24 protein-coding genes and 2 riboswitches are annotated in these 24272 nt (G+C 60.8%); of the genes, 16 read left to right on the top strand and 8 right to left on the bottom strand.

Annotation, left to right across the window (positions count from 1 at the left end):
* Window positions 1-19: 19 nt before the first annotated feature.
* Window positions 20-1510: a serine hydrolase gene (locus QYE77_RS09880; protein WP_315625240.1), complete on the top strand. Its 1491-nt coding sequence runs from the start codon at window positions 20-22 to the stop codon at window positions 1508-1510.
* Window positions 1511-1522: 12 nt separating this feature from the next.
* On the opposite strand, the gene QYE77_RS09875 is transcribed toward QYE77_RS09880, so the two are convergent.
* Window positions 1523-2209, bottom strand: a complete 687-nt coding sequence (locus tag QYE77_RS09875; protein WP_315625239.1) for a metal-dependent hydrolase — start codon at window positions 2207-2209, stop codon at window positions 1523-1525.
* 186 nt (window positions 2210-2395) lie between these two features.
* Here QYE77_RS09875 and QYE77_RS09870 point away from each other — a divergent pair, with 186 nt between their 5' ends.
* The 9 genes from QYE77_RS09870 to QYE77_RS09830 all read left to right on the top strand — a co-directional run bounded on the left by QYE77_RS09870 (window position 2396) and on the right by QYE77_RS09830 (window position 9950).
* Window positions 2396-3130, top strand: coding sequence for a GntR family transcriptional regulator (locus QYE77_RS09870; protein WP_315625238.1), 735 nt, complete (start codon window positions 2396-2398; stop codon window positions 3128-3130).
* A gap of 24 nt (window positions 3131-3154) precedes the next feature.
* Complete coding sequence (locus QYE77_RS09865) at window positions 3155-3439, top strand: PTS sugar transporter subunit IIB (RefSeq protein ID WP_315625237.1); 285 nt, start codon at window positions 3155-3157, stop codon at window positions 3437-3439.
* Window positions 3440-3590: 151 nt separating this feature from the next.
* Entirely contained in the window at window positions 3591-4886 is a 1296-nt protein-coding gene (locus QYE77_RS09860; protein WP_315625236.1) for a PTS ascorbate transporter subunit IIC, read from the top strand.
* A gap of 78 nt (window positions 4887-4964) precedes the next feature.
* Window positions 4965-5717: an SIS domain-containing protein gene (locus QYE77_RS09855; protein ID WP_315625235.1), complete on the top strand. Its 753-nt coding sequence runs from the start codon at window positions 4965-4967 to the stop codon at window positions 5715-5717.
* 13 nt (window positions 5718-5730) lie between these two features.
* Window positions 5731-6165: a PTS sugar transporter subunit IIA gene (locus QYE77_RS09850; RefSeq protein ID WP_315625234.1), complete on the top strand. Its 435-nt coding sequence runs from the start codon at window positions 5731-5733 to the stop codon at window positions 6163-6165.
* A 302-nt stretch (window positions 6166-6467) separates the two neighbouring features.
* A complete protein-coding gene (locus QYE77_RS09845; RefSeq protein ID WP_315625232.1) occupies window positions 6468-7718 on the top strand; it encodes a trans-sulfuration enzyme family protein in 1251 nt (416 codons plus the stop codon).
* A 110-nt stretch (window positions 7719-7828) separates the two neighbouring features.
* Entirely contained in the window at window positions 7829-8272 is a 444-nt protein-coding gene (locus QYE77_RS09840) for a CBS domain-containing protein (protein WP_315625231.1), read from the top strand.
* Between the two features lie 11 nt (window positions 8273-8283).
* Window positions 8284-8718, top strand: coding sequence for a CBS domain-containing protein (locus QYE77_RS09835; RefSeq protein WP_315625230.1), 435 nt, complete (start codon window positions 8284-8286; stop codon window positions 8716-8718).
* On the top strand, window positions 8700-9950 hold the full coding sequence (locus QYE77_RS09830; RefSeq protein ID WP_315625229.1) for a class I SAM-dependent RNA methyltransferase: 1251 nt from the start codon (window positions 8700-8702) through the stop codon (window positions 9948-9950). The genes QYE77_RS09835 and QYE77_RS09830 overlap by 19 nt, the downstream gene beginning before the upstream one ends.
* Before the next feature lie 3 nt (window positions 9951-9953).
* Here QYE77_RS09830 and QYE77_RS09825 read toward each other — a convergent pair whose 3' ends face one another.
* The 3 genes from QYE77_RS09825 to QYE77_RS09815 are packed head-to-tail and all read right to left on the bottom strand — an operon-like array spanning window position 9954 to window position 13485.
* Window positions 9954-11684: an ABC transporter permease gene (locus QYE77_RS09825; protein WP_315625228.1), complete on the bottom strand. Its 1731-nt coding sequence runs from the start codon at window positions 11682-11684 to the stop codon at window positions 9954-9956.
* Window positions 11681-12820, bottom strand: a complete 1140-nt coding sequence (locus QYE77_RS09820; RefSeq protein WP_315625227.1) for a thiamine ABC transporter substrate-binding protein — start codon at window positions 12818-12820, stop codon at window positions 11681-11683. Before QYE77_RS09820 ends, QYE77_RS09825 begins: the two co-directional genes overlap by 4 nt.
* Window positions 12817-13485 carry a thiamine diphosphokinase gene (locus QYE77_RS09815; RefSeq protein ID WP_315625226.1) on the bottom strand — a complete coding sequence of 223 codons (669 nt, stop codon included), beginning with the start codon at window positions 13483-13485 and terminating at the stop codon, window positions 12817-12819. The genes QYE77_RS09820 and QYE77_RS09815 overlap by 4 nt, the downstream gene beginning before the upstream one ends.
* A gap of 58 nt (window positions 13486-13543) precedes the next feature.
* A riboswitch (TPP riboswitch) is annotated at window positions 13544-13656 on the bottom strand.
* A gap of 165 nt (window positions 13657-13821) precedes the next feature.
* Here QYE77_RS09815 and QYE77_RS09810 point away from each other — a divergent pair.
* From QYE77_RS09810 to QYE77_RS09795, 4 genes are read left to right on the top strand one after another with little or no spacing between them, the layout of a single operon-like run.
* Window positions 13822-14385 carry a GrpB family protein gene (locus QYE77_RS09810; RefSeq protein ID WP_315625225.1) on the top strand — a complete coding sequence of 188 codons (564 nt, stop codon included), beginning with the start codon at window positions 13822-13824 and terminating at the stop codon, window positions 14383-14385.
* Window positions 14386-14444: 59 nt separating this feature from the next.
* On the top strand, window positions 14445-16226 hold the full coding sequence (locus QYE77_RS09805; RefSeq protein WP_315625224.1) for a M3 family oligoendopeptidase: 1782 nt from the start codon (window positions 14445-14447) through the stop codon (window positions 16224-16226).
* Window positions 16227-16238: 12 nt separating this feature from the next.
* A complete protein-coding gene (locus QYE77_RS09800; RefSeq protein ID WP_315625223.1) occupies window positions 16239-16886 on the top strand; it encodes a methyltransferase family protein in 648 nt (215 codons plus the stop codon).
* Window positions 16853-19123 carry a ComEC/Rec2 family competence protein gene (locus QYE77_RS09795; protein ID WP_315625222.1) on the top strand — a complete coding sequence of 757 codons (2271 nt, stop codon included), beginning with the start codon at window positions 16853-16855 and terminating at the stop codon, window positions 19121-19123. Before QYE77_RS09800 ends, QYE77_RS09795 begins: the two co-directional genes overlap by 34 nt.
* A gap of 32 nt (window positions 19124-19155) precedes the next feature.
* Here the strand turns inward: QYE77_RS09795 and QYE77_RS09790 are convergent, their stop codons facing one another.
* The 4 genes from QYE77_RS09790 to QYE77_RS09775 are packed head-to-tail and all read right to left on the bottom strand — an operon-like array spanning window position 19156 to window position 21994.
* Entirely contained in the window at window positions 19156-19710 is a 555-nt protein-coding gene (locus QYE77_RS09790) for a 2-oxoacid:acceptor oxidoreductase family protein (RefSeq protein WP_315625221.1), read from the bottom strand.
* Window positions 19711-19725: 15 nt separating this feature from the next.
* Window positions 19726-20502: a thiamine pyrophosphate-dependent enzyme gene (locus QYE77_RS09785; RefSeq protein WP_315625220.1), complete on the bottom strand. Its 777-nt coding sequence runs from the start codon at window positions 20500-20502 to the stop codon at window positions 19726-19728.
* Between the two features lie 12 nt (window positions 20503-20514).
* Window positions 20515-21627, bottom strand: a complete 1113-nt coding sequence (gene vorB, locus QYE77_RS09780) for a 3-methyl-2-oxobutanoate dehydrogenase subunit VorB (protein ID WP_315625219.1) — start codon at window positions 21625-21627, stop codon at window positions 20515-20517.
* A 10-nt stretch (window positions 21628-21637) separates the two neighbouring features.
* Window positions 21638-21994 carry a 4Fe-4S dicluster domain-containing protein gene (locus QYE77_RS09775; RefSeq protein WP_315625218.1) on the bottom strand — a complete coding sequence of 119 codons (357 nt, stop codon included), beginning with the start codon at window positions 21992-21994 and terminating at the stop codon, window positions 21638-21640.
* A gap of 177 nt (window positions 21995-22171) precedes the next feature.
* On the opposite strand from QYE77_RS09775, the gene moaA reads away from it, so the two are divergent.
* Both moaA and QYE77_RS09765 read left to right on the top strand, forming a co-directional pair.
* Window positions 22172-23152, top strand: coding sequence for a GTP 3',8-cyclase MoaA (moaA, locus tag QYE77_RS09770; RefSeq protein ID WP_315625217.1), 981 nt, complete (start codon window positions 22172-22174; stop codon window positions 23150-23152).
* 80 nt (window positions 23153-23232) lie between these two features.
* Window positions 23233-23368, top strand: a riboswitch (FMN riboswitch).
* Window positions 23369-23453: 85 nt separating this feature from the next.
* A complete protein-coding gene (locus QYE77_RS09765; protein ID WP_315625216.1) occupies window positions 23454-24269 on the top strand; it encodes an ABC transporter permease in 816 nt (271 codons plus the stop codon).
* Window positions 24270-24272: the final 3 nt, after the last annotated feature.

Genomic DNA, 24272 nt, shown 5'->3' with positions numbered 1-24272 from the left:
ACGATTGGAGGCACCTGCATTGCGAAGAAACACAAGTCCGATCATCCTGCGTTGGGTTTCGGTGGTGCTCATCCTGTTGGCCGTGTTGCTCACGGTCATTCAGCTGGTGCGCTTCAGCCGCCTGCGTGAGACGTTCCCGGCCGGAACCCGCATCGCCGGCGTGCCGGTGGGTGGGCTGGACCGCCAGCAAGCCGCCCAGCGCCTGACCCAAATCTACGGCCTGCCAGTGGAATTGCGTTATGGTGAGGCTATTATCCAGCTGCGCCCCTCGCAGGTGGATTTCCGCCTTGATCTGGAAGGTATGCTGGCCGCGGCAGAGCAGCAACGCTCAAGCGGACAATCCTTCTGGGCCGCGTTTTGGGACTTCCTCTGGGGGCGGCAACCGCGTGCCGTTGATATTCCCCTGCGCGCCACCTATTCTCAAGCCCGCCTGCGTGCATTCCTCGAAAACGAGGTCGCCGCCCGCTACGATCAACCCCCTACCCCCGCCGAGCCGATCCCCGGTAGCACCACGTTTAATCCGGGCAAACCGGGCACGGTGATGGACGTGGAACGCACGCTGACCTTGGTAGACGCTGCCCTGCGCAATCCCACTCGCCGTACGATAAACGTCGTCTTCGCTCAAACCGCACCACCGCGGCCCTCGCTCCAAAACCTGGAAGTTATGTTACGCCAGGTGTTGAGCACGAACAACTTCGACGGCGTGGCTGAGATTTACCTCCTCGACCTGCAAAACGGTCAAGAGTTAGATCTGGCCTATGCCTATGGCCAAAAAGTGGCCCCGGGCATTGCCTTCACCGCCGCCAGCACGATGAAAATCCCCATTATGGTCTCGGTCTTCCGCCGCTTAGAGGAGCCCTTGCCGGCGGAAATCACCAGCCTGATGGAGGCAATGATTGAATTCTCGGAGAATGACCCGGCTGATCGCCTGATGGAGCAGGTCATGGACAAAAACCTCGGCCCGCTGATGGTCACCGAGGATATCCGTACCCTGGGACTTGAAAATACCTTTCTGGCTGGCTTTTTCTACCCTGGCGCGCCTCTGCTCCAACGTATCCAGACTCCCGCCAACCAGCGTACCGATGTCTCTACCGACCCCGACCCCTACAACCAGACCACGGCGATGGACGCCGGCACCCTGCTGGGGGATATTTACCAGTGCGCTCAAACCAGCGGGGGCACCTTTGCCGCCGCGTTCCCGGGGCAGATCACCCAAAGCGAGTGCCGCCTGATGATCAACTACCTGGCACGCAATCGCATTGCCGTGCTGATTGAAGCCGGTTTGCCTGAGGGCACCCAAATTGCTCACAAGCACGGTTGGGTGACCGATCCGCGCGATGGGCTGATTCACACCATCAGCGACGCTGGCATCGTCTACACGCCCGGCGGCAACTATGTACTCGTGATTTTCCTCTACCACCCGGTTCAGTTGCTATTCGATCCGGCCAACCTGCTCATCGCCAACCTGAGCCAGGCCGTGTATAACTTCTACAACCTCGGCAGGCGTTGACCCGGCGTGGCCTCAAGACAGGGTAAACGACTCGCCCGGTCGTAGCAGGTGCACCTTTGCGGTCGTCTCTTGCTCTACCCGCTGCGCCCAGGCGCGGGCGTCTTGGGCAATCAGGTTGAAGGTATCGTAGTGGATCGGGATCACATGCTTGGGTTGGAGCAATTTGACCGCGCGCAGGGCATCTTCGGGGCCCATGGTGTAGTTATCGCCAATCGGCAGAACGGCCAGGTCAAGGCCCTCTTCACCGATCAGCCGCATATCGCCGAATAGCCCCGTATCGCCGGCAATATAGACCTTTTTTCCCTCGGGAGTGGTCAGCAGGAAACCGGCCGGGTTTCCACCATAAGAACCATCGGGCAGGGCCGAGCCGTGCAACGCCTGCGTCAGTTTGAGATAGCCAAAGGGATGGCGATGCCCGCCACCAATGTGCTGGGCGTGGGTCTTGACGCCTTTGGCTGCCAGCCAGTTGCAGATCTCAAAATTGCTGATGACCAGCGCCCCGGTGCGTTTGGCAATCGCTACCGTATCGCCGACATGATCCCCGTGCCCGTGACTGACCAGAATAAACTGGGCTCTGACCTTATCGGCTGTAGTGCTGGCAGCGGGGTTGCCGCTGAAAAACGGATCCACCAGAACGTCATAATCGCCGATTTTCAAACCCAAGGTCGCATGACCGTACCAGGTAAGCGTTAGACTCATGGCACACCTCCAAAAAGAAATAGGTTGAGCCCGGAAAACGCTCTCTATGTCATATATTAACCAAGACAGGGGGGATTTGCAAACCACACTTCGGGTTCTCAATCCTTACGGATAACGACTTAAACCTTAAAAAATTTTGACAACGCACTAAAAATCCTGTATAGTCTATAGTGGTATAGACCAGGTATGACCAGAATGGACATCAACGCCAAAAGTCCCATTCCTCTCTACATCCAATTGAAAGAACTGCTAGTGCGCCAGATCCGGCGGGGCGAACTGCACCCTCATGACCGCCTGCCCTCCGAGCGCGAATTAAGCGAACGCTACGGCATCAGCCGCATGACGGTGCGCCAGGCCCTGCAGCTGTTGGTCAAGGAAGGCGTGCTCTACACCGCTGCCGGCAAGGGCACCTATGTCAGCGAGGTGCTCTTCGAACAGGATCACGCACTGACCGGCTTTTCGGAGCAGATGCAACGGGCTAATTTGCACGCCTCCAGCCGCATCCTGGAAGCCACGGTGATTCCCGCCCCACCTTACATCGCCGGTAAACTGGAAATCCCGGCTCACGGCGGCGTGGTTCTACTCAAGCGGTTGCGTCTGGCTAATGAGAAACCCGTCGCCATTGAGACCGCTTACCTGCCGCAAAACCTGTGCCCGGATCTCTTGCAGCATGACTTCTCGCGCGAATCTCTTTATGCCGTCCTACGCGAAGAGTATGGCTTGGTCCCGGCTTCCGCCATTCAGGTCGTTGAAGCGGCATTGGCTAACGTGGAAGAAGCGCAGTTGCTGGAATTGCACCCGCCGGCGGCCGTGTTACGCATGGAACGGGTGACCCGCACCCCACAAAATGTGGTCATTGAGTATGTGGAATCGGTTTATCGGGGTGACCGCTACAAGTTCTACGCCCATCTGCGGGCATAATCCTAACCTTTGGGAGGGCCGATCATGCTCACAATCCTGACCGTTTGCGGCGTTGGTATGGGAAGTAGCCTGCTTCTCCGCATGTACACCGAAGATGTGCTCAAAGAATTGGGGGTTGAAGCCCAGGTGCAAGCCTCGGATGCCACTCAGGCCCGCGGGGCCCGCGTTGACCTGATCCTGACTTCGCCGGCACTGGTGCCGGTCTGCTCGGGCGGGCATGCACCGGTGCGAGCGATCAAATCCTTTGTGAACAAAGATGAAATCCGCAGCGTATTAACCGAATTTCTAAAAGAAAAAGGGTTGATTTAGGGAGGAGACGAACACCCTAGTGGAAAGGAGGTGATTCTAGCGCTAACAAGGTAGCCAAGACCATCACTCGATTCGTTTTAGGGGGGCTAATCGGTGCATCGTATATGATCCACACCAAATTCCATCCGCGTCCTTTTGGGAGGAGGATTCTATGGATACTCTAATTGCCATAGCCCAATTTATCGCCGATAACATCTTCAGCCAGCCGGCGATTCTGGTTGGTCTGATTGCCATGATCGGCTTGCTGGTGCAAAAGAAGCCTTTCAGCGATGTCGTTACTGGCACCATCAAGACCGCTGTGGGTTTCCTGATCATGTCGCGCGGCGCAGGGATCGTGGTCGAGGCGCTTAATAATTTCACCCCTATTCTTCAGAGCGCTTTCGGCCTGCCTCAGGTTGAATTGGGGGGAATGGGCCTAGACAAACTCATCGCCACTTACGGTGGCGCCGCCAGCCTGATCATGGCATTTGGGTTCATTATTCATGTCTTGTTAGCACGCTTCACTAAATTCAAATACATTTACTTGACCGGCCACCTGATGTTCTGGATCGCGCTGGTGCTGGTGGCAGTTATGCTGGAAATCAACCCCAATATCTCCATGTTCACCATGGTCGCCGTGGGGTCAGTTATCATTGCCCTTTACTGGACCTTCCAGCCGGCCTACATCCAGCCCTGGATGCGCAAAGTCACTGGCACGGACGAATTGGCGCTAGGGCATACCTCATCCAGCGGTGCGTTCCTCTCCGCAGTGTTGGGTAAGTACGTAGGCAAGCCCGAGGATAGCACCGAAAAACTGACCCTGCCCAAGTGGCTGACCTTCTTCCGCGATGTGACGGTTGCCACGGGCGTGGTCATCGCCATTGTAGTTGTTATTGCGGCGCTGGCTGCCGGCCCGGCCGCCGTGGCCGATAAGGCAGGTGGTTTGAACTACATTGTGTATGCTGTCCTGCAGGGTCTGGTCTTCGCCGTCGGTATCACCGTGCTGTTGGTCGGCGTGCGCATGGTTCTGGGTGAGATCATCCCCGCCTTCCGTGGCATTGCCTTGCGCATCGTCCCCAACGCCAAGCCCGCGTTGGACTGCCCCATCGTCTTCGATTACGCACCTACCGCAGTGCTCTTTGGCTTCCTCTCGGCCTTCGTCGTGTTCATCGTCCTGATGGTGATCTTCGGCGCTCTGGGGTGGGCCGTGATCGTGCCCCCGATGATCATGCTCTTCTTCCCCGGCGGTACCTGCGGTGTCTTCGGTAACTCCACGGGCGGGGTGCGCGGTGCCATCTTAGGCGGTGCCATCAACGGTCTGTTCCTGGCCATCGGGCAGGCTATCACCATGCCTATGCTGAGCACTACGGCACCGCAACTGGCCCAACTGGCTGATCCCGACTGGTACATCATCATCTGGGTCTTCAAGCCCTTACTGTCGTTGATCCTGCCGCTCTTCGGTGGATAGTCAAGGTTAGCGCAACCGGCGGTCGGGTAACGCAAAACCCGACCGCCTCAACTATTTTGCGTGGAGGGAAGGCGTTATATGGATCGTTCTTCAGGAATCGAGCGTTATTTTGAAACCGTGTTTCACACCCTTGAGACCGTGCGCCAGGCTGAGGCCGCGACCATGGCCCAGGTCGCCGAACGGATCACGGCCTCACTGGTAGAGGGTGGGGTACTGCACATCTTCGGCGCCGGGCATGCCCACTTGCTGGCCGAGGAGATCAGTTACCGCGCCGGCGGATTGGTGCCGGTCAACCCGATCCTGGACATCGGCTATACACTGATGGCAAACCCACCCTCGCGTACCACAGCCCTGGAACGCCTGGAGGGATATGCCCGCACCCTCATGGACGGTTATGATCTCCGCCCGGGCGAGGTGTTGATCGTCTTTTCGCAATCCGGGATCAACCCCGGCCCGGTAGACGTGGCGCTATATGGTAAGGAGAAGGGATTGACCGTCGTGGCAATCACCTCGCTGACCCAATCGCGCGCTCAAGCCAGCCGCCATTCCAGCGGCAAACGCGTCTTCGAGATCGCCGATTTTGTCATTGATACCCACATCCCCCCCGGCGATGCTGCGGTTGAGATCGCACCCAACTTACCCCGGGTGTCGCCACTCTCCACCGTCGTGGGCGCTGCCATATTACAAGCGTTGGTGGCCGAGGTAGCAACGCGTTGGTACCAGACCCAGGGTACCCCCCCGCCAGTGTGGATGTCGGCCAACCTGCCGGAAGGCGACCGCTACAACCAGCAGTGGATCGCCAAGTTCCCTAGCCGCCGCAAGACTTTCTAGGGAGATCCGCCCCATGTTCACCCCCGAGACCATAGCCCTGCGTGTGCCGGCAACCGACTGGGAAGAGGCCGTGCGCGCCGCCGGTCAGTTACTGGTCGCGAACGGCGCTGCCGAACCCAGATATATTGACGGAATGATCCGCACCGTGCGCGAACTCGGCCCCTATATTGTCATAGCACCCGGCGTTGCGCTGCCCCACGCGCGCCCGGAAGAGGGCGCTCTGCGCGAGGGGTACGCGCTGGTTACCCTGGCCCAGCCGGTGACCTTTGGCAACCCCGATAACGATCCGGTGCAGGTCGTTATCGCTTTTTGTGCCCCGGATGCCTCGGCCCACCTGGAAAGCCTGCGCGTCCTCGCCAAATACCTGGAACGGACGGATTTCGTCCCCCGCCTGTTAGCGGCAAAGTCGGCAGAAGAGGTACTGCTCTATCTTGCTACCGATGCCTAAAATTAACCCGAGAATGCTCCAAAATTGCCTATTGACATTTTCCGCATTCCGCCTATAATCAGGCGCAAGAGGTTACGATTAAGACCATGAGTATCCAATTCGCAAGCGCTGCGTTATCCATTCTAATGGCCATGGGCATGATGATGGCGATGGTCATGCGCCGCTTTTCCCGGCAGGCAGCGCTTGCGGAGGGAAAAGTGATCTGACACCTTATCCCTGAAACGCAAGTGGAGTCAACCAACGGGCTGCCTGCCAACGTAGGCAGCCCGTTTCGTTTATCCCTAATCTCTGGAGGTGATCCCATGACCCAAGTTTCCCCATCCGCCACCGCAGTATCCACCCTGGAAGATGCCCCCACGGCTTCGGAATGGGGCGAATCCACCTGTGCCATCCACGCCGGGAGCGAGCGCTGTAAGCCCTACCATGCCCTCATCGAGCCCGTGGTGCAGACAGCGACCTACACCTTCCGTAATAGCCAGGAAGTGGTGGCCTATCAAGACGCCCATGCGCGCGGCCTGCCCACCGACCGCCTGGAGTACGGGCGCTACGGCAACCCCACTGTGGCCGCCTGCGAGGCGCGCGTGGCCGCATTGGAGCACGCCGAAGCCGCGATCCAATTTGCCTCGGGCATGGCGGCCATCACCACCACCCTGTTGGCCCTCTTGCGCCAGGGCGATCACCTCATCATGACGGATGACTGCTACCGCCGCACACGTCAGTTTTGCCTGGAAACCCTGCCCCGCTTTGGGATTGAAACCACCGTCGTGCCATTGGGGGACTACGAAGCCCTGGAAGCGGCAATTCGCCCCAACACCCGCTTGCTCCTCTCGGAAACCCCAACCAATCCCTATCTGCGCATTCTGGATGTGGAACGCTTTGGCGCGATTGCCCGCCGCCATCATCTGATCAGCGTGGTGGATAGCACCTTCGCCACGCCCTTCAACCTGCGTCCGCTGGATTGGGGCATAGATCTGGTGATTCACTCTGCCACCAAATACCTGGGCGGGCACAACGACCTACTGGCCGGGTTTGTGGCTGGCAGCACCGAGTGGGTAACCCCCGTGCGCGAGTTGCATAACATCCTTGGCGCGACCCCCGACCCCCACAATGCCTACCTTCTGTTGCGCGGCCTTAAAACGCTCAGCCTGCGCGTAGCGCGCCACAACGAAAACGGCCAGCGGGTAGCCGAGTTCCTGACCGGGCATCCCGAAGTGGAGCAGGTTTGGTATCCCGGTCTGCCCTCACACCCCGACTATGCCGTGGCCCAGGCTCAGATGAAAGGCTTCGGCGGTGTGGTCTCGTTCACCGTGCGGGGTGATCTCTGGCGCACGGCACGCTTCATTGACCGCCTGCAGATCCCCTATATCTCGCCCTCGCTGGGCGGGACGGAGAGCCTGGTCATCCAGCCGGCCCTGATGTCGTACTATGATGTACCACCTGAACAACGCCGCCGCCTGGGCATTCGTGACAACCTGGTGCGCCTCTCGTTGGGGCTGGAGGACGCCGATGACTTGATCGCCGACCTGCGTCAGGCATTGGACGGTCTGGAATAAGACAATACCGACATTTTTCATTCAGTTCGCCATAAAACTTGACAAAGCGCCACTTTCGTTGATAATCAATGTAAAGTTGGCTCGACCCCACGCGATGGAGGAACGCAGCGATGGCGATTGTCAAGAACCTGCTCGATAACAAAGGCCGCCAGGTTTGGTCAGTGACGCCACAAACCCCCTTGCGCGAGACGCTGAAACTGATGGCCGAGAAGAACATCGGTGCTGTGCTGGTGCTGGAGGAAGGCAAAATTGTGGGCATCTTCTCCGAACGCGATTATGCCCGTTATGCCGCCAGCCGCGAATCCCTTTTGCTGGATGAGCCGGTGGGCAACTTCATGACCCGCTCGGTGTACTACGTCAGTCCCCAGCAGACCGTGGAAGAGTGCATGGCGCTGATGACCGCCAAGCACATTCGTCACCTACCCGTGTTGGAAGGCGATCAACTCGTCGGCGTGATCTCCATTGGCGATGTGGTCAAGCAGTTGCTGGAAGAAAAAGAGATCACCATCCAGAGTTTGGAAAACTACATTCGTGGCCGCACGCACACCATTTAGGGGTAGCGATCATGACCTCGGTACGCCAGTTGCTTGAAGGAAAAGCCTGCCAGGTGTGGTACGTCACCCCCTCGTCAAGCATTCAGGAAGCGCTAAAACTGATGGCCGAAAAGCACATCGGGGCAGTGGTCGTAGTTGAGGGGGGTAAGATTGTCGGTATCTTCTCCGAGCGCGATTTTGCCCGCCAGGCGATCGGTGGGCGTATCACCATGCAAACCCCGGTGCGCGAGATCATGGTGTCACCGGTTTATTACGTCACGCCGGATCAGACGGTTGAGGATTGCATGGCACTGATGACCCAGCATCGCTTTCGCCACCTACCGGTACTGGAAGGGGAACAATTAATCGGGATCATCTCGATTGGGGATGTGGTCAAGCGCTTACTGGTGGAGAAAGACGCCGAAATCAAAAGCCTGGAAGACTACATTTGGGTCAACATGATCTAAGCCACGCCGTTTATGAGGTGGACCTGCTCGCCCCAGCTCATGGCGGCGTGTGCCTGGGCCGCCTGCCGGATGGGCGCGCGGTTTTTGTGCCCTTTGCCTTGCCCGGCGAGCGGGTGCGGGTGCGCCTGATTGAGAGCAAACGCACCTACGCCCGTGCCGAACTGCTGGACGTAGTGCAGCCCGCCCCTCAGCGAATTGCGCCACGCTGTCCCCATTATGGCCTCTGCGGCGGTTGCCACTACCAGCACACCGATTACGCCACCCAGTGCGCGCTTAAAGAAACGATTTTGCGCGAACAACTTCAGCGCCTGGCTGGCATCCCCGATCCGCCGCTACGCCCCATCGTGCGCTCCCCCCAGCCCTGGAACTACCGCAACACGGTGCAGTTCCACCTCGATGCCCAGGGACGTCTGGGCTACCATCGCGCCGATTCGCACCAGGTGGTGGCGATTCAGGAATGCCACCTGCCCGAGCCGGTGCTCAATCAGGTCTGGCCGCAGTTGGAGTTTGAACCCCTGCTCGGCCTGGAACGGGTGGAATTACGCGTGGGCAGCGGCGAAGAGGTGCTCTTGATCCTGGAAAGTCGCGATCCGCAACCGCCAGAGTTCAGCGTGGACTTTCCGCTCTCGGCCGTCCATCTCAGCCCCGCCGGGACGATTGTGCTGGCCGGTGAGGATTTTCTGGTGATGGAAGTACTGGGGCGCCCCTTCAAGGTCTCTGCCCCGTCGTTCTTTCAGGTCAACACGGCCCAAGCGGCGGCCATGGTGCAGCACCTGCTGGACATCCTGCCCCTGACGCCCCAGACCACCCTGCTGGATGTTTATTGCGGGGTGGGGTTGTTCACCGCTTTCCTTGCCCCGAAGGTGGGGCACTGCCTGGGGGTGGAAGTTTCCCCCAGCGCCTGCGAGGATTTTGCAGTTAACCTGGATGAATTCGACCATGTGGCGCTTTACCAAGGGGCCGCCGAAGAGGTACTGCCCTGGCTGGACGTACACCCAGACGTGGTAGTGGTAGATCCGCCGCGCGCCGGCATGGCCCCCGCCGCCCTGGAAGCGCTGATCCGCTTGGAGCCGCCATTTCTGGCCTACGTCTCATGCGATCCGGCCACCCTGGCGCGGGACCTGCGGCAGTTGATTGCCGCGGGCTACCGGCTGGTCCAGATTACCCCCTTTGACCTCTTCCCCCAAACCTATCACATTGAGAGCATCAGTTTGCTGGTGCGCGCGGCCTGAACCTCACCAGGTCTGCGGCCAGCCCGGCAGGCGCAGGCGTTCGATCACTGCCACCCCCAGCCCACACAATGCCATCAGAATCGTGGACATCGCTAACGCCTGACCGTAATTCAACGCTCCCGGTTGGGAAATGAAACGGTAAATCGCAACCGGCACGGTCGGATATTCCGGACGCACCAGGAACATGGTCGCACCGAACTCGCCCAGCGAGGCGGTGAACGCAAATACGGCCGCCACAATCACCGCGCGCAGGACGATCGGAAAATCCACCTCCCACCACACCCGCCAGGGTGAAGCGCCCAACACCGCCGCGGCCTGGCGCAGATTGGTCGGGATGGCGGCCAGTGCCGGCTGCAGGGTGCGCACCACGAAGGGCAACGCCACCAGGGTATGCGCAATGGGAATCATGAGCGGAAAATCGCGTGCCACCAAAGGCGGACGATTGAAGACCACGATGAATCCCAATCCCAGGGTTACCGCCGAGGTACCCAGCGGGAGCATGAGCAGCGGATCCAGCCAGCGCGGCGGGCGGCGTAACCGCGTCATCGCCGCGGTAGTCAGCCCGCCCAGGCTGAGCGCCAGCGCCATCGTCGCCCCGGCATAAAGCAGCGAATTGCGCGCGGCTTGAATCGGGGGGACGTAAAAATAGGAACCGCGGCGGTTGATGAAGAGTTCGCGGTAATAATCCAGCGTCAGGCCGGGGGTCACCGTCCTGCGCTCGCCTCGCGCGGCTTCCAGGCGGGCCACCGAACGCAACGGCAGTGCCGCCATGGGTAAGAGCAGTAGCACACCCAACACCCCCACCATGCCGACGACGAAAGCACGCTCGCCCGGCGTGTGCGGCGAGTGTATGCCCTCCCCCTGCACCCGCGGCGTCACCGGGACATTAACCTGCGCCGCCACCCGTTGGTAGAGCAGAAGGAAGATCAAGGTGCAGGCCAGTTGCACCACCGAAAGCAAGCCGGCCAGGGGTAAGTTGAGCATTTGCAGAGCTTGCAGGTAGATTTCCACTTCCAGCGTGGCGAAGCGTGGCCCACCCAGCAGCAGAATAACGCCAAAACTGGTGAAATCGAATAAAAACACCAGCAGGGTCGCCGCCAGGATCGCCGGACGGAGCAGGGGCAGGGTGACCTCCCACAACGTGCGCCAGGGCGATGCCCCCAACACCCGCGCCGCCTGTTCCAGGCGTGGGTCGAGTTGGGCCCAGGCGCTGCCGACGACGCGCAGGATGATGGTGGTGTTGTAGAAGACATGCGCCAGTAAGATCGCCCCCAGCGAGTGCATCAAGCGAATCGGGGGCTCGCTCAGCCCCAACGCCTGCATCAGCAGCACGTTAAGCCAACCGCGCGGCCCGATCAGCGCATTGAAACCGGCGGCCACGACGACCGTGGGCAGGATGAACGGCAAGGTGGTTAAGACACGCAGCCAACCCTTACCCGGAAAGGTGAAGCGTCCGAAAAGATACGCCCCGGGCAGGCCGACCAGCAATGTCAGCGCGGTGGAAAGGCCGGCCTGCCAGAGCGTGAAGCGGAGCGGGCGCCACAGGCGCGCCCCCAGCCCGGCGGCAAGGCCCTCGCGGAGTAGGGCCTCACCGGCCAGGCTCAGAATGCTGAGCAGTGGGGTGAAGTAAAAGATGAGCAGGAAGAGCAATGGCGGCAGCCACAGCACCAGCGTAGACCACAACGTCCGGCGCGCGGCGGTTTTCCCCATCGGATAAGGCATCGTGCCGCTCACCGCAGCACCGTCTCCGTCCAGGCCTCGATCCAGGCCTCCCGCTTTTCGGCGATCAGGTTCGGATCCAGCGTCGCCGGCTTTTCGGGAATCTGGGCATACTTCACAAAGGCTTCGGGCAGTTGCGCCTGGCGGTTAACCGGGAAGACGAACATCTGCAACGGCATATCTTCCTGGAAACGGCGATCCAGCATGTAATCCACCCACTTCTCGGCCAGAGCGCGCTGGGAGGTGCCTTTGAGAATGCCCACAAACTCGATCTGGCGGAAGCAGGTGTCCGGTGCGACGATGGACGCCGTGGGCGCCTCATCCAGCGGCTGCTCGGCGAAGATCACCTCGGCCGGCGGGCTGGAACCGTACGAAACCACCATCGGCTGTGGCCCCTTACCCGATGAGCCGCTGAAGTTGGTGTAGTAGGCCGTCTCCCAATCGTTGACCACAACCACGCCGTTCTCACGCAACCCTTTCCAGAAGTCCAGATAGCCCGGATCGCCGAAATGGGCAATGGTGGCCATCAGGAACGCCAGGCCGGGTGAAGACGTGGCCGGGTTTTCCACCACCAGCAAGCCCTTATATTCGGGTTTGAGCAGGTCTTCCAGCGATTGTGGCACCGGCAGGTTGCGCTCGGCGAAATAACGCTTATCGTAGTTGATGCACACATCGCCGTAATCCACCGGCAAGACGCGATACTCGGGATCGAGGATGAACTCAGGGGGGATATTTTCCAGCAAGGGTGAGCGGTAGGGCTCAAAGAGGTCTTCTTTCAGCGCCCGTGAGAGGAAGGTGTTATCCACCCCATAGAGCACATCCGCTAGGGGCGCATTTTTCGTCAAGATGGCCTGGCTGAGCATGGCACCGGTATCACCGCTGGGCAGAATGACCAATTTTACGTTGTACTGGCGCTCAAACTCGGCGATGACCTCTTCGCTGGCGGCGAACGAATCGTGGGTCATGATGCGCAGTTCGGTCGGCGCCGCCGGGGTAGGTGAAGCAGCGGGGGGTGCCGTGGGTTCAACCGGCCCGATCGTCGCCGTTGCCGCGGGGGTCGCGGTAGGCGTCGTGGGGACAGCCGGCGCACAGGCTACCAAGATGAGCGCGAGCATGAACAGAACAACCAGACGTGACATTAAGGCTTTCATCCGACACCTCCGATAAGGGGTTGAGGGGAGCGGTGGGTGTGGATGCAGAGGAGCAGGCCGTGATCCAGCCGCACCGTGGCCTGCGGGGCGATCAGTTCGTTGCTGATGCCGCGGGTGCGCTCCGGGTACAGCGACTCACCCCGCAGGGGGTACCGCAGTCCCTGGGTGGTGATGCCATGCGCCGGACCGGTGAGGGGGAGCAACGAGACCGTCTCCCCTGGTTCGCCCGTGAGGGTCGCCTGATCGCGGATGAGGAAAACTTCCTGTGCACCATCCTCCAAGCGCACATCACAGGTGGCCAGTTCCGGCAGCATGAGCAGGAAAAGGTTGCCCAGGGTCTGATCCAGGCGTCCGCCGAGGGCCGCCACCACGCGGATGGTGTGATAGCCAGCCCGCGCTACCCACAAAAGGGCCAATTCCAGGTCGGTTTCGTTCTTCTCCGCCGGGTAGCGTTCGATGCGCACTCCCCGCGCCTGCAACTCGGCCAGGTGCTCCGCCGTCACCGAATCCAGATCGCCGATGAGCAGATGCGGATAGCGCCCCAGACGGCGAACATGCGCGAGACCACCATCGGCAGCAACCAGGAAATCCTGGGGCTGCAGCCAGCCCGCAATCGCGGTAGGGTTTGGGAGTTCGCCATTGGCAAAGATCACAGCACGCGTCATTCGATGTGCTCCAAAAACGCCCGCCCTCCAAGCGGGGCGGAGGGCGGGAAAATGAGCGATAACTTCGTGCTATCGTCCCTCCGCCGGCATTACCCGGATCAGGTTCTGCGGGTCGAGGGCTGGACGGCCCTCCTCTCAGCCCGGCCTCACCGGGCTCCCCGTTGTCTGCACCTAGTATAGCCAGAAAGAAAGGAAAAGTCAAATAGTTTTATCACCTTCCTGGAAGCCGTCTCGGGAAACCATGGACTCACGTTCTACCTGCCGGCTAAAGCCCATTTATTCCCTCGCGGTGATAGAATAGGTGAAATCCACAAGTATTCGCCTTACGGTTCCCCCATGTCTCCCGAGATTCTCCCCTACCAAGCCGAATGGTCGCAACGCTTTGCCGCGCTGGCCGAAACCCTGCGCCAAGCCCTGGGCAATTTGGTCTTACGGATTGATCACATCGGCTCGACTGCCGTGCCGGGACTGGCCGCCAAAGATGTCATTGATATCCAGATCACCGTGCCTGCTCTCGACCCGCGCGTGATTACGGTATTGCAAGGGCTGGGCTATCTCTGGCGCCCCGAAATCACCCGCGACCACCGTCCGCCCGGCGCAAGCGGCGAGGAGGCGGATTGGGAAAAATGGTTTTTCACCGCGCCCCCCGGCCAGCCACGGGTGCACCTGCACGTACGCGTGCAAGGGCGGGCCAACCAGCGCTACCCGCTCCTCTTTCGCGATTACCTGCGCGCCCACCCGGCCACGGCCGCGGCCTATGCTGAATTGAAACGCCGCCTCGCCCGCTACCTGCCCGATCCCGACGTGTATTCCGAGGTCAAAGACCCGGCAGGCGATTTGATTTATCTGGCCGCCGAAGAATGGGCAGCGACAACCGGCTGGCAGCCCGCCGATTCTTGAGTAAAATAAAACCATTACCCCATCATCGTTCGTGATCTCCCTGGAACGAGGTTACCCCTATGACGGATGCCGTCTTTACCCAAACTCGCTGGTCACTGGATGATCTGTTCCCCGGACCCCAAAGCCCGGAACTGGAAGCCGCCTTTCAACAACTGGAAACACAAACCGCAGCGCTTGAAGCCCTGCGCCCCACCCTGCGCGACGATTTGCCTGAGAGCGAATTCCAGGCCATCCTGGATCGCATTGAGCGCCTCCATGATCTGGCATCCCGCCTTTACGGCTATGCCAACCTGCTGTTCAGTGAAGACACCCGCAACACCACCGCGCAAACCCTGGTGGCGCGGGTGGAGCAGTTCCTGGCCGAACTGGCCAACCGCACCCTGTTCTTCGAACTGTGGTGGAAGGCGCTACCGGATGCCGCCGCAGAACGACTGCTGGCCGTCTCTGGTGACCGACGCTACTGGTTAGAGACCCTGCGCCGCTTCCGTTCCCACACCCTCAGCGAACCGGAAGAGAAGATCATCAACCTCAAAAATGTGACCGGATCGAGCGCCCTCCAGCGCCTCTATGAATCCATCACCAGCCGCTATGTGTTCAAACTGATCGTAGATGGTGAAGAGAAAGCGCTCACCCGCGACGCGCTGATGACCTACGCCCGCGGCCCTAACCCCGATTTGCGCGCCGCGGCTTACCGCGAACTCTACCGCGTTTACGGCGAGGAAGCCCCCATCCTGGCGCAAATCTATCAAGCCATCGTGCGGGATTGGTACAACGAGCAGGTCACCCTGCGCAAGCACCCCAGCCCGATTTCCGCCCGCAATAAGATGAACGACCTGCCGGATGAGGTTGTAGACACACTACTTGAGGTGTGCCGTGCCAATACCGAGGTCTTCCGCCGCTTCTTCCGCCTTAAGGCGCGCTGGTTGGGCGTGGACCGCCTGCGTCGTTATGACATTTATGCCCCGGTCACCCAGGCCGATAAACTCTATCCTTTCGAGCAGGCAGCATGGTTGGTCTTAGACTCCTTCGAGGCGTTTGAGCCGCGCATTGCCCGCCTGGCCCAGCGCGTGTTTGAGCAGAAACACCTCGATTCCGAGATCCGCCACGGCAAACGCGGCGGCGCATTTTGCTGGAGCGCGGTGCCCGGCCTGACCCCCTGGGTGCTGACCAACTACAACGGGCGCACGCACGATGTCGCTACCCTGGCGCACGAATTGGGCCACGCCATCCATTCCATGCTGGCCGAGCACCACAGCGTGCTAACGTTCCATGCCACTCTGCCCCTGGCTGAGACCGCCTCGACCTTCGGTGAGATGCTGTTGGTGGATCGCTTGCTCAACGAAGAGCCGGACGAAGCCGTGCGCGCGGACTTGCTCTTCCGCCAGATGGACGATGCCTACGGCACGATTCAACGTCAGGCCTTCTTTGCCCTCTTTGAACGCCAGGCGCACGAGATGATCCGCCAGGATGCCCCGCTGGAAGACCTGGCGGCAGCATACCTGGAGAACCTGCGCGAGCAGTTCGGGGATGCCGTCGAACTGAGCGAGGAATTCAAATGGGAGTGGGTCTCCATCCCGCATTTTTACGAAGCTCCCTTCTACGTCTATGCCTACGCCTTTGGGCAATTGCTGGTGCTGTCGCTTTATCAACAATACCGGCGCGAAGGGGCATCCTTCCGCCCGCGGTATCTGCGCATCTTGGAAGCCGGTGGTGCCAAAGCCCCGATTCAGATATTGAATGAGGCCGGGGTGGATGTCACCCAAGCCGCCTTTTGGCAGGGCGGGTTTGACGTCCTGAGCGATCTGGTCGCGCAGTTAGAAGCCCTGCCTCTCCCGGCCTAGGGAGACAGCCCCATGACGGCAAGCGGGTTCAGCGCGGTGTTGCTGGCGATGGCGCTTTATGGGGTGCTTCATTCCGTGCTGGCCTCACACACCGTCAAGCGCCTTCTGGCGCATCGCCTGGGAGAAGCCTGGGTGCAGCGCTACTACCGCTTGTTGTTCTCGCTGCTAGGTGGCTTGACCCTGCTCCCGGTGCTGGGGTTGATGGTCCTGCTGCCGGATAGCATCCTCTACCGTCTGAATTGGCCTTGGCTGGGGCTGAGCCTGGCCGCACAGGGGCTTGGAGTATGGATCGTCTGGCGCGGCCTGCGTGCGACGGGTGCCATGGCCTTCTTGGGTTTGCCCCAGGCCTTGGGACAAATGCCCGCGCTGCCGTCGCGCCTGGTGACCGAGGACGTCTATGCCCTGATGCGTCATCCGCTCTACACCGGGTCTTTGCTGGCCTTGTGGTTCATGCCCCTGATGACCTGGAATTTGCTTGCGTTTAACCTGGCCGCCACGGCTTACTTTATCATTGGCGCCCGGCTGGAAGAGGCCAAACTGCGCGCCGAATTCGGGACGGCGTACGTAGATTATGCCCGCCGCACCCCGATGTTCATCCCCCGTCCCGGCGCGCTGGTGAGGGCGCTGTGCCGCTGTTCTGGCTGGCGCTGGCTTTCCTGAGCGGGGTCGGCCTGGCCGCCGCGTTTCCCCTGCCGGCGTGGGGGTGGGGCGGTCTGAGCCTGCTCAGCGCAGCGGGCCTTGCCTGGCCACCGGTACGGCACCGCTGGCGCGTTTCCTGGCTACCCCTGCCATTGCTGGCGCTGCCTCTAGCGCTCGGAACAGGGGCCCTGCGTTACACCCTGCACCAGAGCGCACACAACCCAACCCAACGATTAATCGCCTGGCACGCCCAGGGCCAGGTGACCCTCACGGGGTGGATCTGCGCTCCACCGGATCGGCGGGAACGGGTGACCCTGCTGACGGTCTGCGCCGAGCAGTTGGAAGCCCCCGCTGGGAATATCCAAAAGGTGCAGGGGCGCGTTCTGGTGACCCTCTGGCCGTTCCAGACCTGGGACTACGGCCAGCGCCTGGAACTCCGCGGCGCGCCAAATCCACCAGAAGAGAGCGAGGCCTTTTCCTACCGCGCCTACCTGGAACGCCGCGGCATTTACACTCAAATGACCTACCCCCTGGCGCGACCTTTGCCCGGCTCGCGCGGCAACCTGCTCATCGCCGGCCTGGAGGCCCTACGCCAGCGAGCCTACGCGCTGGCAAATCGCTTTTATCCCCAGCCGGAAGCCGCCTTAGTCAACGGCATCCTGCTGGGTTTGGACGAAGATTTTCCCCTGCCGCTGGAACGGGCTTATCAGATTACCGGCACAGCGCACATCATCGCCATCTCGGGATTCAACATGACCCTGCTCAGCGGCACCCTATTGGCGGTGCTGGGGCGAATTTTCCCCCTGGGCATGGCCAGTTTTCTCTCGTTGATTGGAATGGGGTTGTACGCCCTCCTGGTCGGGGGTGATCCGGCCGTCTTGCGCGCGGCGTTGATGAGCGGTTTGGCGCTGCTGGCGCGGCTGATCGGGCGTTCTTCGGCAGCCCTGAACGCGCTGGCCTTCAGCGCGGCACTGTTGTGCCTCTTCAATCCCACCCTGCCCTGGGAGGTCTCGTTTCAACTCTCGGTGATGGCAACGCTGGGATTGATCCTTTATGCCGAACCGCTGCAAAGCGTATTCACGCGCACCCTCACCCAACGCTGGCGCGCGCCCTGGGCAGGGCGCCTGGCTGCCGCGATGGGGGAGTACGTGCTGGTTACGCTGGCCGCTCAAGTCACCACCTTGCCAGTTCTCCTGGCCCATTTTCGACGCTTCTCGCTCAGCCTGCTCATCGCCAATCCCCTGATCCTGCCGGCCCAACCGGCGCTGATGGTGCTGGGTGGGCTAAGCCTGCTGATTGGTCTCCTCGCCCCTGCCGTAGGGCAGGTGCTGGCCGGGCTGGCCTGGCCATTGGCCGCCTATACCAACCGCATCGTTTTGGGGCTGAGCCAGAACGCCCTGGCCTCGCTGACCCTGCCTCCCTTCGAATTTGGGAGCGTGTTGCTTTACTACGCCGTGGTATTAGGCTTCACCCTCGCTTGGCAGCAGGCGGCCTGGCGCCCGGCCTTGCGCGGAAGCCTCCTGATCGGGGCACTGGGGTTATCCACGGTACTGGCCTGGAACGGCGTGCTCTACCGCCCGGATGGAAATCTGCATCTGGTGTTGTTTGACCTCCCCGACTCACAGGCGGTGTTGATTCGCGCCCCGGGCGGACAGACCCTGCTTCTGGATGGTGCCCCCTCGGCCAATGCCCTGGATGCCCAGTTAGGCCACTACCTTCCGGTGTTGGGGCGACGATTGGATGCCATGCTGGTTACCAGCCCACGGGCCGCGCCGCTGGAAGGGCTGATCCTGAGCCTCCAACGTTACGAAGTAGGCCGAGTATTCTGGGCGACCGCCACGGCTACCACCCGCACCCATACCCGCCTGGCGCGCGCTCTGGATACGGCGGGCATCCCCCAGCAGCCACTGGCCACCGCGCAGGTGCTGGACCTGCCGCCCGACTTGGCCCTGACTGTGCTCCCGGCTGAACAAGGACAGGTGCCATTGCTGGTGCACCATGGCCGTCTTGACCTGCTCATCGCCGGTGCGGTTTGGCCAACCGAGACGCTGGCACACCTCAACGTCCAGGGGGTGACCCTGGATGGCCTCATCTTGCGTGGCGAGGGGATCGCAATCCCTGCCGATGCACTCCCTGACCTGGGGGTGCTGATGGGGCAGCCCGGCCAGCCTTTGCCCCCCGGCTGGCTGGCGACCGGCCTGCATGGCACGCTGGAACTTACCAGCGACGGTCAGAACCTGCGCCTGGGATGGCGATGAAAAAGGCGCGGGGGTCACCCGCGCCCTGAGGTTCAAACCGATTGCAGTTGTTCAGCCAGGTATTTGGCGCCTTCCTGGAGCGCGGCCACGTTGAGCGGCAACAAATTGCGATGGCGTGAGAGCAGATGTGCTTCCATGGCCTTGACCACCGCGTCCAGGGTGAGGATGGGCTGATTGCTCAACATGGCCCCCAACATCACCATGTTGGCCACGCGGCGGTCACCCAGGTGCTCGGCGATCTCGTTGGCCGGAACCAGCACGGTGCGGATATCGCGCCGATCTACATTGCGATCCACCAGCGAGGCGTTAACCACCAGCAACCCACCTGGTTTAACCAGCGGCTCGTATTTATCCAGCGAAGGACGGTTGAGCACCAGCGCCACTTGTGGGTTGCGCACAATGGGCGAACCGATCTCCTCATCGGCAATGATCACCGTACAGTTCGCAGTGCCGCCGCGCATCTCCGGGCCGTAGGAAGGGATCCACGTCACTTCCAGGCCGTTATCCATGGCGGCGTAGGCCAGCAGTTGCCCGGCGAAGAGCACGCCCTGACCGCCAAAACCGGCAATGATAATCTCGGTTTGCATGGTTGCTTGCCCTCCCTAGACCTTGATCTCAGCAACCGCCGGATGCACCTTGTAATCCCCGAGTGGGAAATAGGGGATCATGTGCTCTTCCAGCCATTTGAGCGACTGCACCGGGGTCATGCCCCAGTTGGTCGGGCAAATCGAGAGCAGTTCAACCATCGAAAAGCCCAACCCACGCACCTGAGTTTCCAGTGCCAGACGGATGGCTTTTTTAGCCAGGCGGATGTTCTTAGGATCGTGCAGGCTACGGCGCACCACGTAACTGGCGCCTTCCAGGGTCGCCAACAATTCGGCAGCACGCACCGGGTACCCCTGCGTTTCCACATCCCGCCCGCGCGGCGAGGTGGTGGTCTTTTGCCCCGGCAGGGTAGTGGGCGCCATTTGCCCGCCGGTCATGCCGTAGTTGGCGTTGTTGATAAAGAAGACGGTGATGTTTTCACCCCGCGCCGCTGCGTGCACCACCTCGCCCATACCGATGGACGCCATATCGCCATCGCCCTGGTATGTGATGACCACGCGATCGGGTAGCACGCGCTTGACGCCGGTCGCCATGGCCGGCGCGCGACCATGCGGCGCCTGCACCCAATCGAAATCAAAGTAGTTATAGGCGAACACCGAGCACCCCACCGATGCCACGCCGATGGTGCGCTCGCGCAGGTTCATCTCATCAATGACTTCGGCGATCAGACGATGAGCCACCCCGTGGGTACAACCGGGGCAATAGTGGGTCGGCATCTCGGTCAAGGATGCCGGACGAGCATAAACCAGTGTTTCCAAATCTGCTAAAGTCATGCGCGATCCTCCCTAAGCCTGCGCTAACATGCGTTGTAGCCAACGATCACGCGGATGGCCATCCACGGTGAGCGGCGCCGTAGCCATGCGCTTGATCTCGTCCAGGACTTCATCCGGCAGGGGCATGACACCGCCAACACGGGCGAAGAATTCCACCGGCGCGCGCCCTTCCACCGCGCGTAGCACGTCTTCCAGCATCTGGCCGGTGTTCATCTCCACCACCAAAAAGCCCTCGATCTGTTCGGCCAACTCGCGGATCACCCGGGTTGGGAAGGGGCTGACGGTGATCGGGCGCAGTAACCCCACGCGAATGCCCTCGGCCCGCGCCGCGCGCACCGCCGAAAGCGCCACCCGCCCGGCCGTGCCAAACCCGACGACGACAAAGCGAGCATCGTCCAGGTAATAGCCCTTGTAGCGCACCTCGTTCGCCTCAATCTGCACCCAGCGGCGCAGGATACGCAGATTCGCCTCTTCTTCCAGCGGCGGGTCAAGGTAAATCGAAGAGAGCACGCGCCGCTCGCGGCCCATGGCCCCGCGCACAGCCCAATCGGGGTAGGTAGTCTTGAGCGGGCGCATCGGGGGCATCTCCGCCGGCTCCATCATTTGCCCCAGGCTGCCATCCAGCAATACTACCGTAATCGCGCGATAGGCTTCGGCCAAATCGAACGCCAGCATGGTCAGGTCAATTGCTTCCTGGATACTGGACGGCGCCAGGACAATTGGGCGATAATCGCCGTGCCCGCCGCCATGGACAATCTGGTTGTAATCCCCTTGCGCCGGTGCAATATTACCCAGGCCGGGACCGCCGCGCATAACGTCCACCAGCACCACCGGCACCTCGGTGCCGGCGATGTACGAAAGGCCCTCCATCATCAGACTGATGCCCGGACTGGAGGATGAGGTCATCACCCGCACCCCGGTGCAGGCTGCGCCGTAGACCATGTTAATCGCACCCAATTCACTTTCAGCCTGGACGAAGACCCGTCCCAGTTCGGGCATACGCATGGAGAGGTATTCCAGTAATTCGGTTTGCGGGGTGATGGGGTAGCCAAAATAGGCCTCCAACCCCGCCCGCACCGCGGCTTCGGCAATGGCAATGTTCCCTTTCCACAACTCGCGCGCCATGGGTTGCCTCCTAAGCCGCAGCTGCCGCGACACGCGGGCGCACCGCTTCGCGATAAACCGTGATGGCCGCCTCGGGGCAGACCACCGCGCACACGCCGCACCCGGTACAACCTTCTTTGACCAGCGTCGCCGGGTGATAGCCCTTGACGGTGATGCGGCCCATATCCAGCCCCATCACTTCCTGCGGGCAGGCCGCCACACACAATTCACAACCCTTACAGTATAAGTCATTAACGACAATTCGTCCCTTGGGGGGCATCCGTTCCTCCTGGTTGGTATGGAAATTAATGACAACGAGGCGGGCTGGGATGGGTTCTATTCTGATTATGGAACGCTCCCCCAATCCTTGGGTAGTGTCATGCGTCATACGAAAACACTACAAGTATCCTGATATTTGCTACTTGATTAGTCTATAATGATGTCTCGGACAAATCTCTTCTTTCCTCAAGTCAAAAATCACCCCTCGGGTTATGGCTCAAAGCCCGGGTTTTTTGTATAATGATGAGTAAGAAACGAAGGGTTTCTTTTCAAAGGGAGTTGAAACGTGGCTCTCGACCGTTTTGGTCGCCGCATTCACTATCTGCGCATCAGCCTGACCGATCACTGTAACCTGCGCTGCGTGTACTGCATGCCCGAGGATATGACCTTCCGCCCCCCCGCGGAGATGTTGCAAGACGAAGAAATCATCTTCCTGGTGCGCCTTTTCGCCAGCCTGGGGTTTGACAAAATTCGCTTGACCGGGGGCGAGCCGACCGTGCGCGCCAATGTGGTGGATCTGGTGCGGGAAATCGCCGCCACGCCGGGAATTCGTTCCCTCACCATGACCACCAACGGTGTGTTACTGGGCAAACTGGCCCGCCCGCTCAAAGCCGCCGGGTTACAACGCGTCAATATCAGCCTGGACACCCTGGATCCGGTGCGTTTTCACAAAATTACCCGCTGGGGTAACTTGCGCCAGGTTTGGGAAGGCATCCTGGCCGCCGAGGAAGCCGGCCTCACCCCGATCAAGATCAATGCGGTGGTGGTGCGCGGATATAACGAAGCCGATATTGTGGATCTGGCGCGCCTGACCTATGAGCACGCGTGGCAGGTACGTTTCATCGAGATGATGCCATTGGGCGGTATCAGTGACTTTCAGCGCTCCCAAGTGGTCTCAACTGCCGAGATGCTGGCGCGCCTGGAAGCGGCCTTTGGCGCAGTTGAGCCAATTAACGGCGGTGAACTGGATGGCGAGGCCCGCCTCTACCGCCTGCCGGGTGCATTAGGCACGCTGGGGTTTATCGCTTCGGTGACCCTGCCGTTTTGTGCTGCGTGCACCCGCGCCCGTTTAACCGCCGACGGACGGTTGCGCCTGTGCCTCCTCCGCGATAAAGAAGTGGACTTGCTCACCCCTTTGCGCAACGGCGCCACCTGGGAAGAGATGCGCCAACTCATTGTGGAGAGCATCTGGGAAAAACCCTGGGGGCACGGTCTGGCCGAAGGCGAGATTGCGCTCAATCGGGTCATGAGCGAGATCGGGGGATAGACCGCTTTGTGCACGGACGCACAAAACGGTTGACATTTCCCCCTCCCAGGGTTAAACTAAGACCATCCGACAAGTGCATAGTACGCCTTCGGGGCAGGGTGAGGGAGGTGCGCCTCCCAATTCCCGATCGGTGGTGAAAACCCACGAGCGTCTTACGGCGCAGGATCCGGTGGAATTCCGGAGTCGACGGTAAAGTCCGGATGGGAGAAGGCGGGATGTAAAAACCCTTGAATTGGGTTGTATTCAGATGCCCCGAAGACGTTTATGCCTTCGGGGCATTTACGTTTGGGAGTCAACTGGAATGACAACGCAGGTTAAGGCGATCACCCAATCCCGAGCCAAGCTTCCCCATTGGTTAACCCAAAGTGCCTGGACGCTGGCATCGCTCGGGTTAGCCGTAGCCGCGTGGGAACTTATCGTGCGCCTCACCCGTTTGCCTCCTTTCATCCTCCCCTCACCCGGGCAGGTGGGCGCGCGTTTTGGCATCGCCCTGGCCGATGGCTCCCTGGCGCGCCATACCCTGGCCACCCTGCAAGAGGTCTGCCTGGGGTTGGGGATCGGCGTCACCCTCGCCACCTTCCTGGGTTATCTGCTGGCGCGCTCGCCCCTGTTGGAGCGCCTGATCGGGCCGTACCTGGTTGCCAGTCAAGCCATTCCGACCGTGGCCATCGCGCCCCTGCTGGTGATCTGGTTTGGGCCGGGCATGCTCTCCAAGGTGCTCATCTGCGCCCTGATTGTTTTCTTCCCCGTTCTGGTCAACACAGTCGTTGGGGTGCGGGCGGTGCCGCGTGACTTGCGCGCGCTGATGCACACCCTGCGCGCCACCCGCTGGCAGACCCTGCGCTACCTGGAAATCCCTGCCGCCCTGCCTCTCTTCCTGGGAGGATTGCGCATCGGGGCAACCCTTTCGGTCATCGGCGCCGTGGTGGGCGAACTGGTGGGGTCTAACCGCGGCCTGGGCTTCCTGATCAACGTCGGGCGTGGTCAGTACGACACTGCGCTGGTCTTTGTCGCCACGTTCACCCTGATGACTTTGGCACTGGGGCTGTATGGGCTGGTGCTACTGGCTGAGTGGCGACTACTACGCTGGCAAGGCAGTCCACGCGGTCATCATTGATCC

The organism is Thermanaerothrix solaris, assembly GCF_032334255.1.
Classification (GTDB): domain Bacteria; phylum Chloroflexota; class Anaerolineae; order Anaerolineales; family Anaerolineaceae; genus Thermanaerothrix; species Thermanaerothrix solaris.
This window is presented reverse-complemented; position numbering and strand designations above follow the sequence as displayed.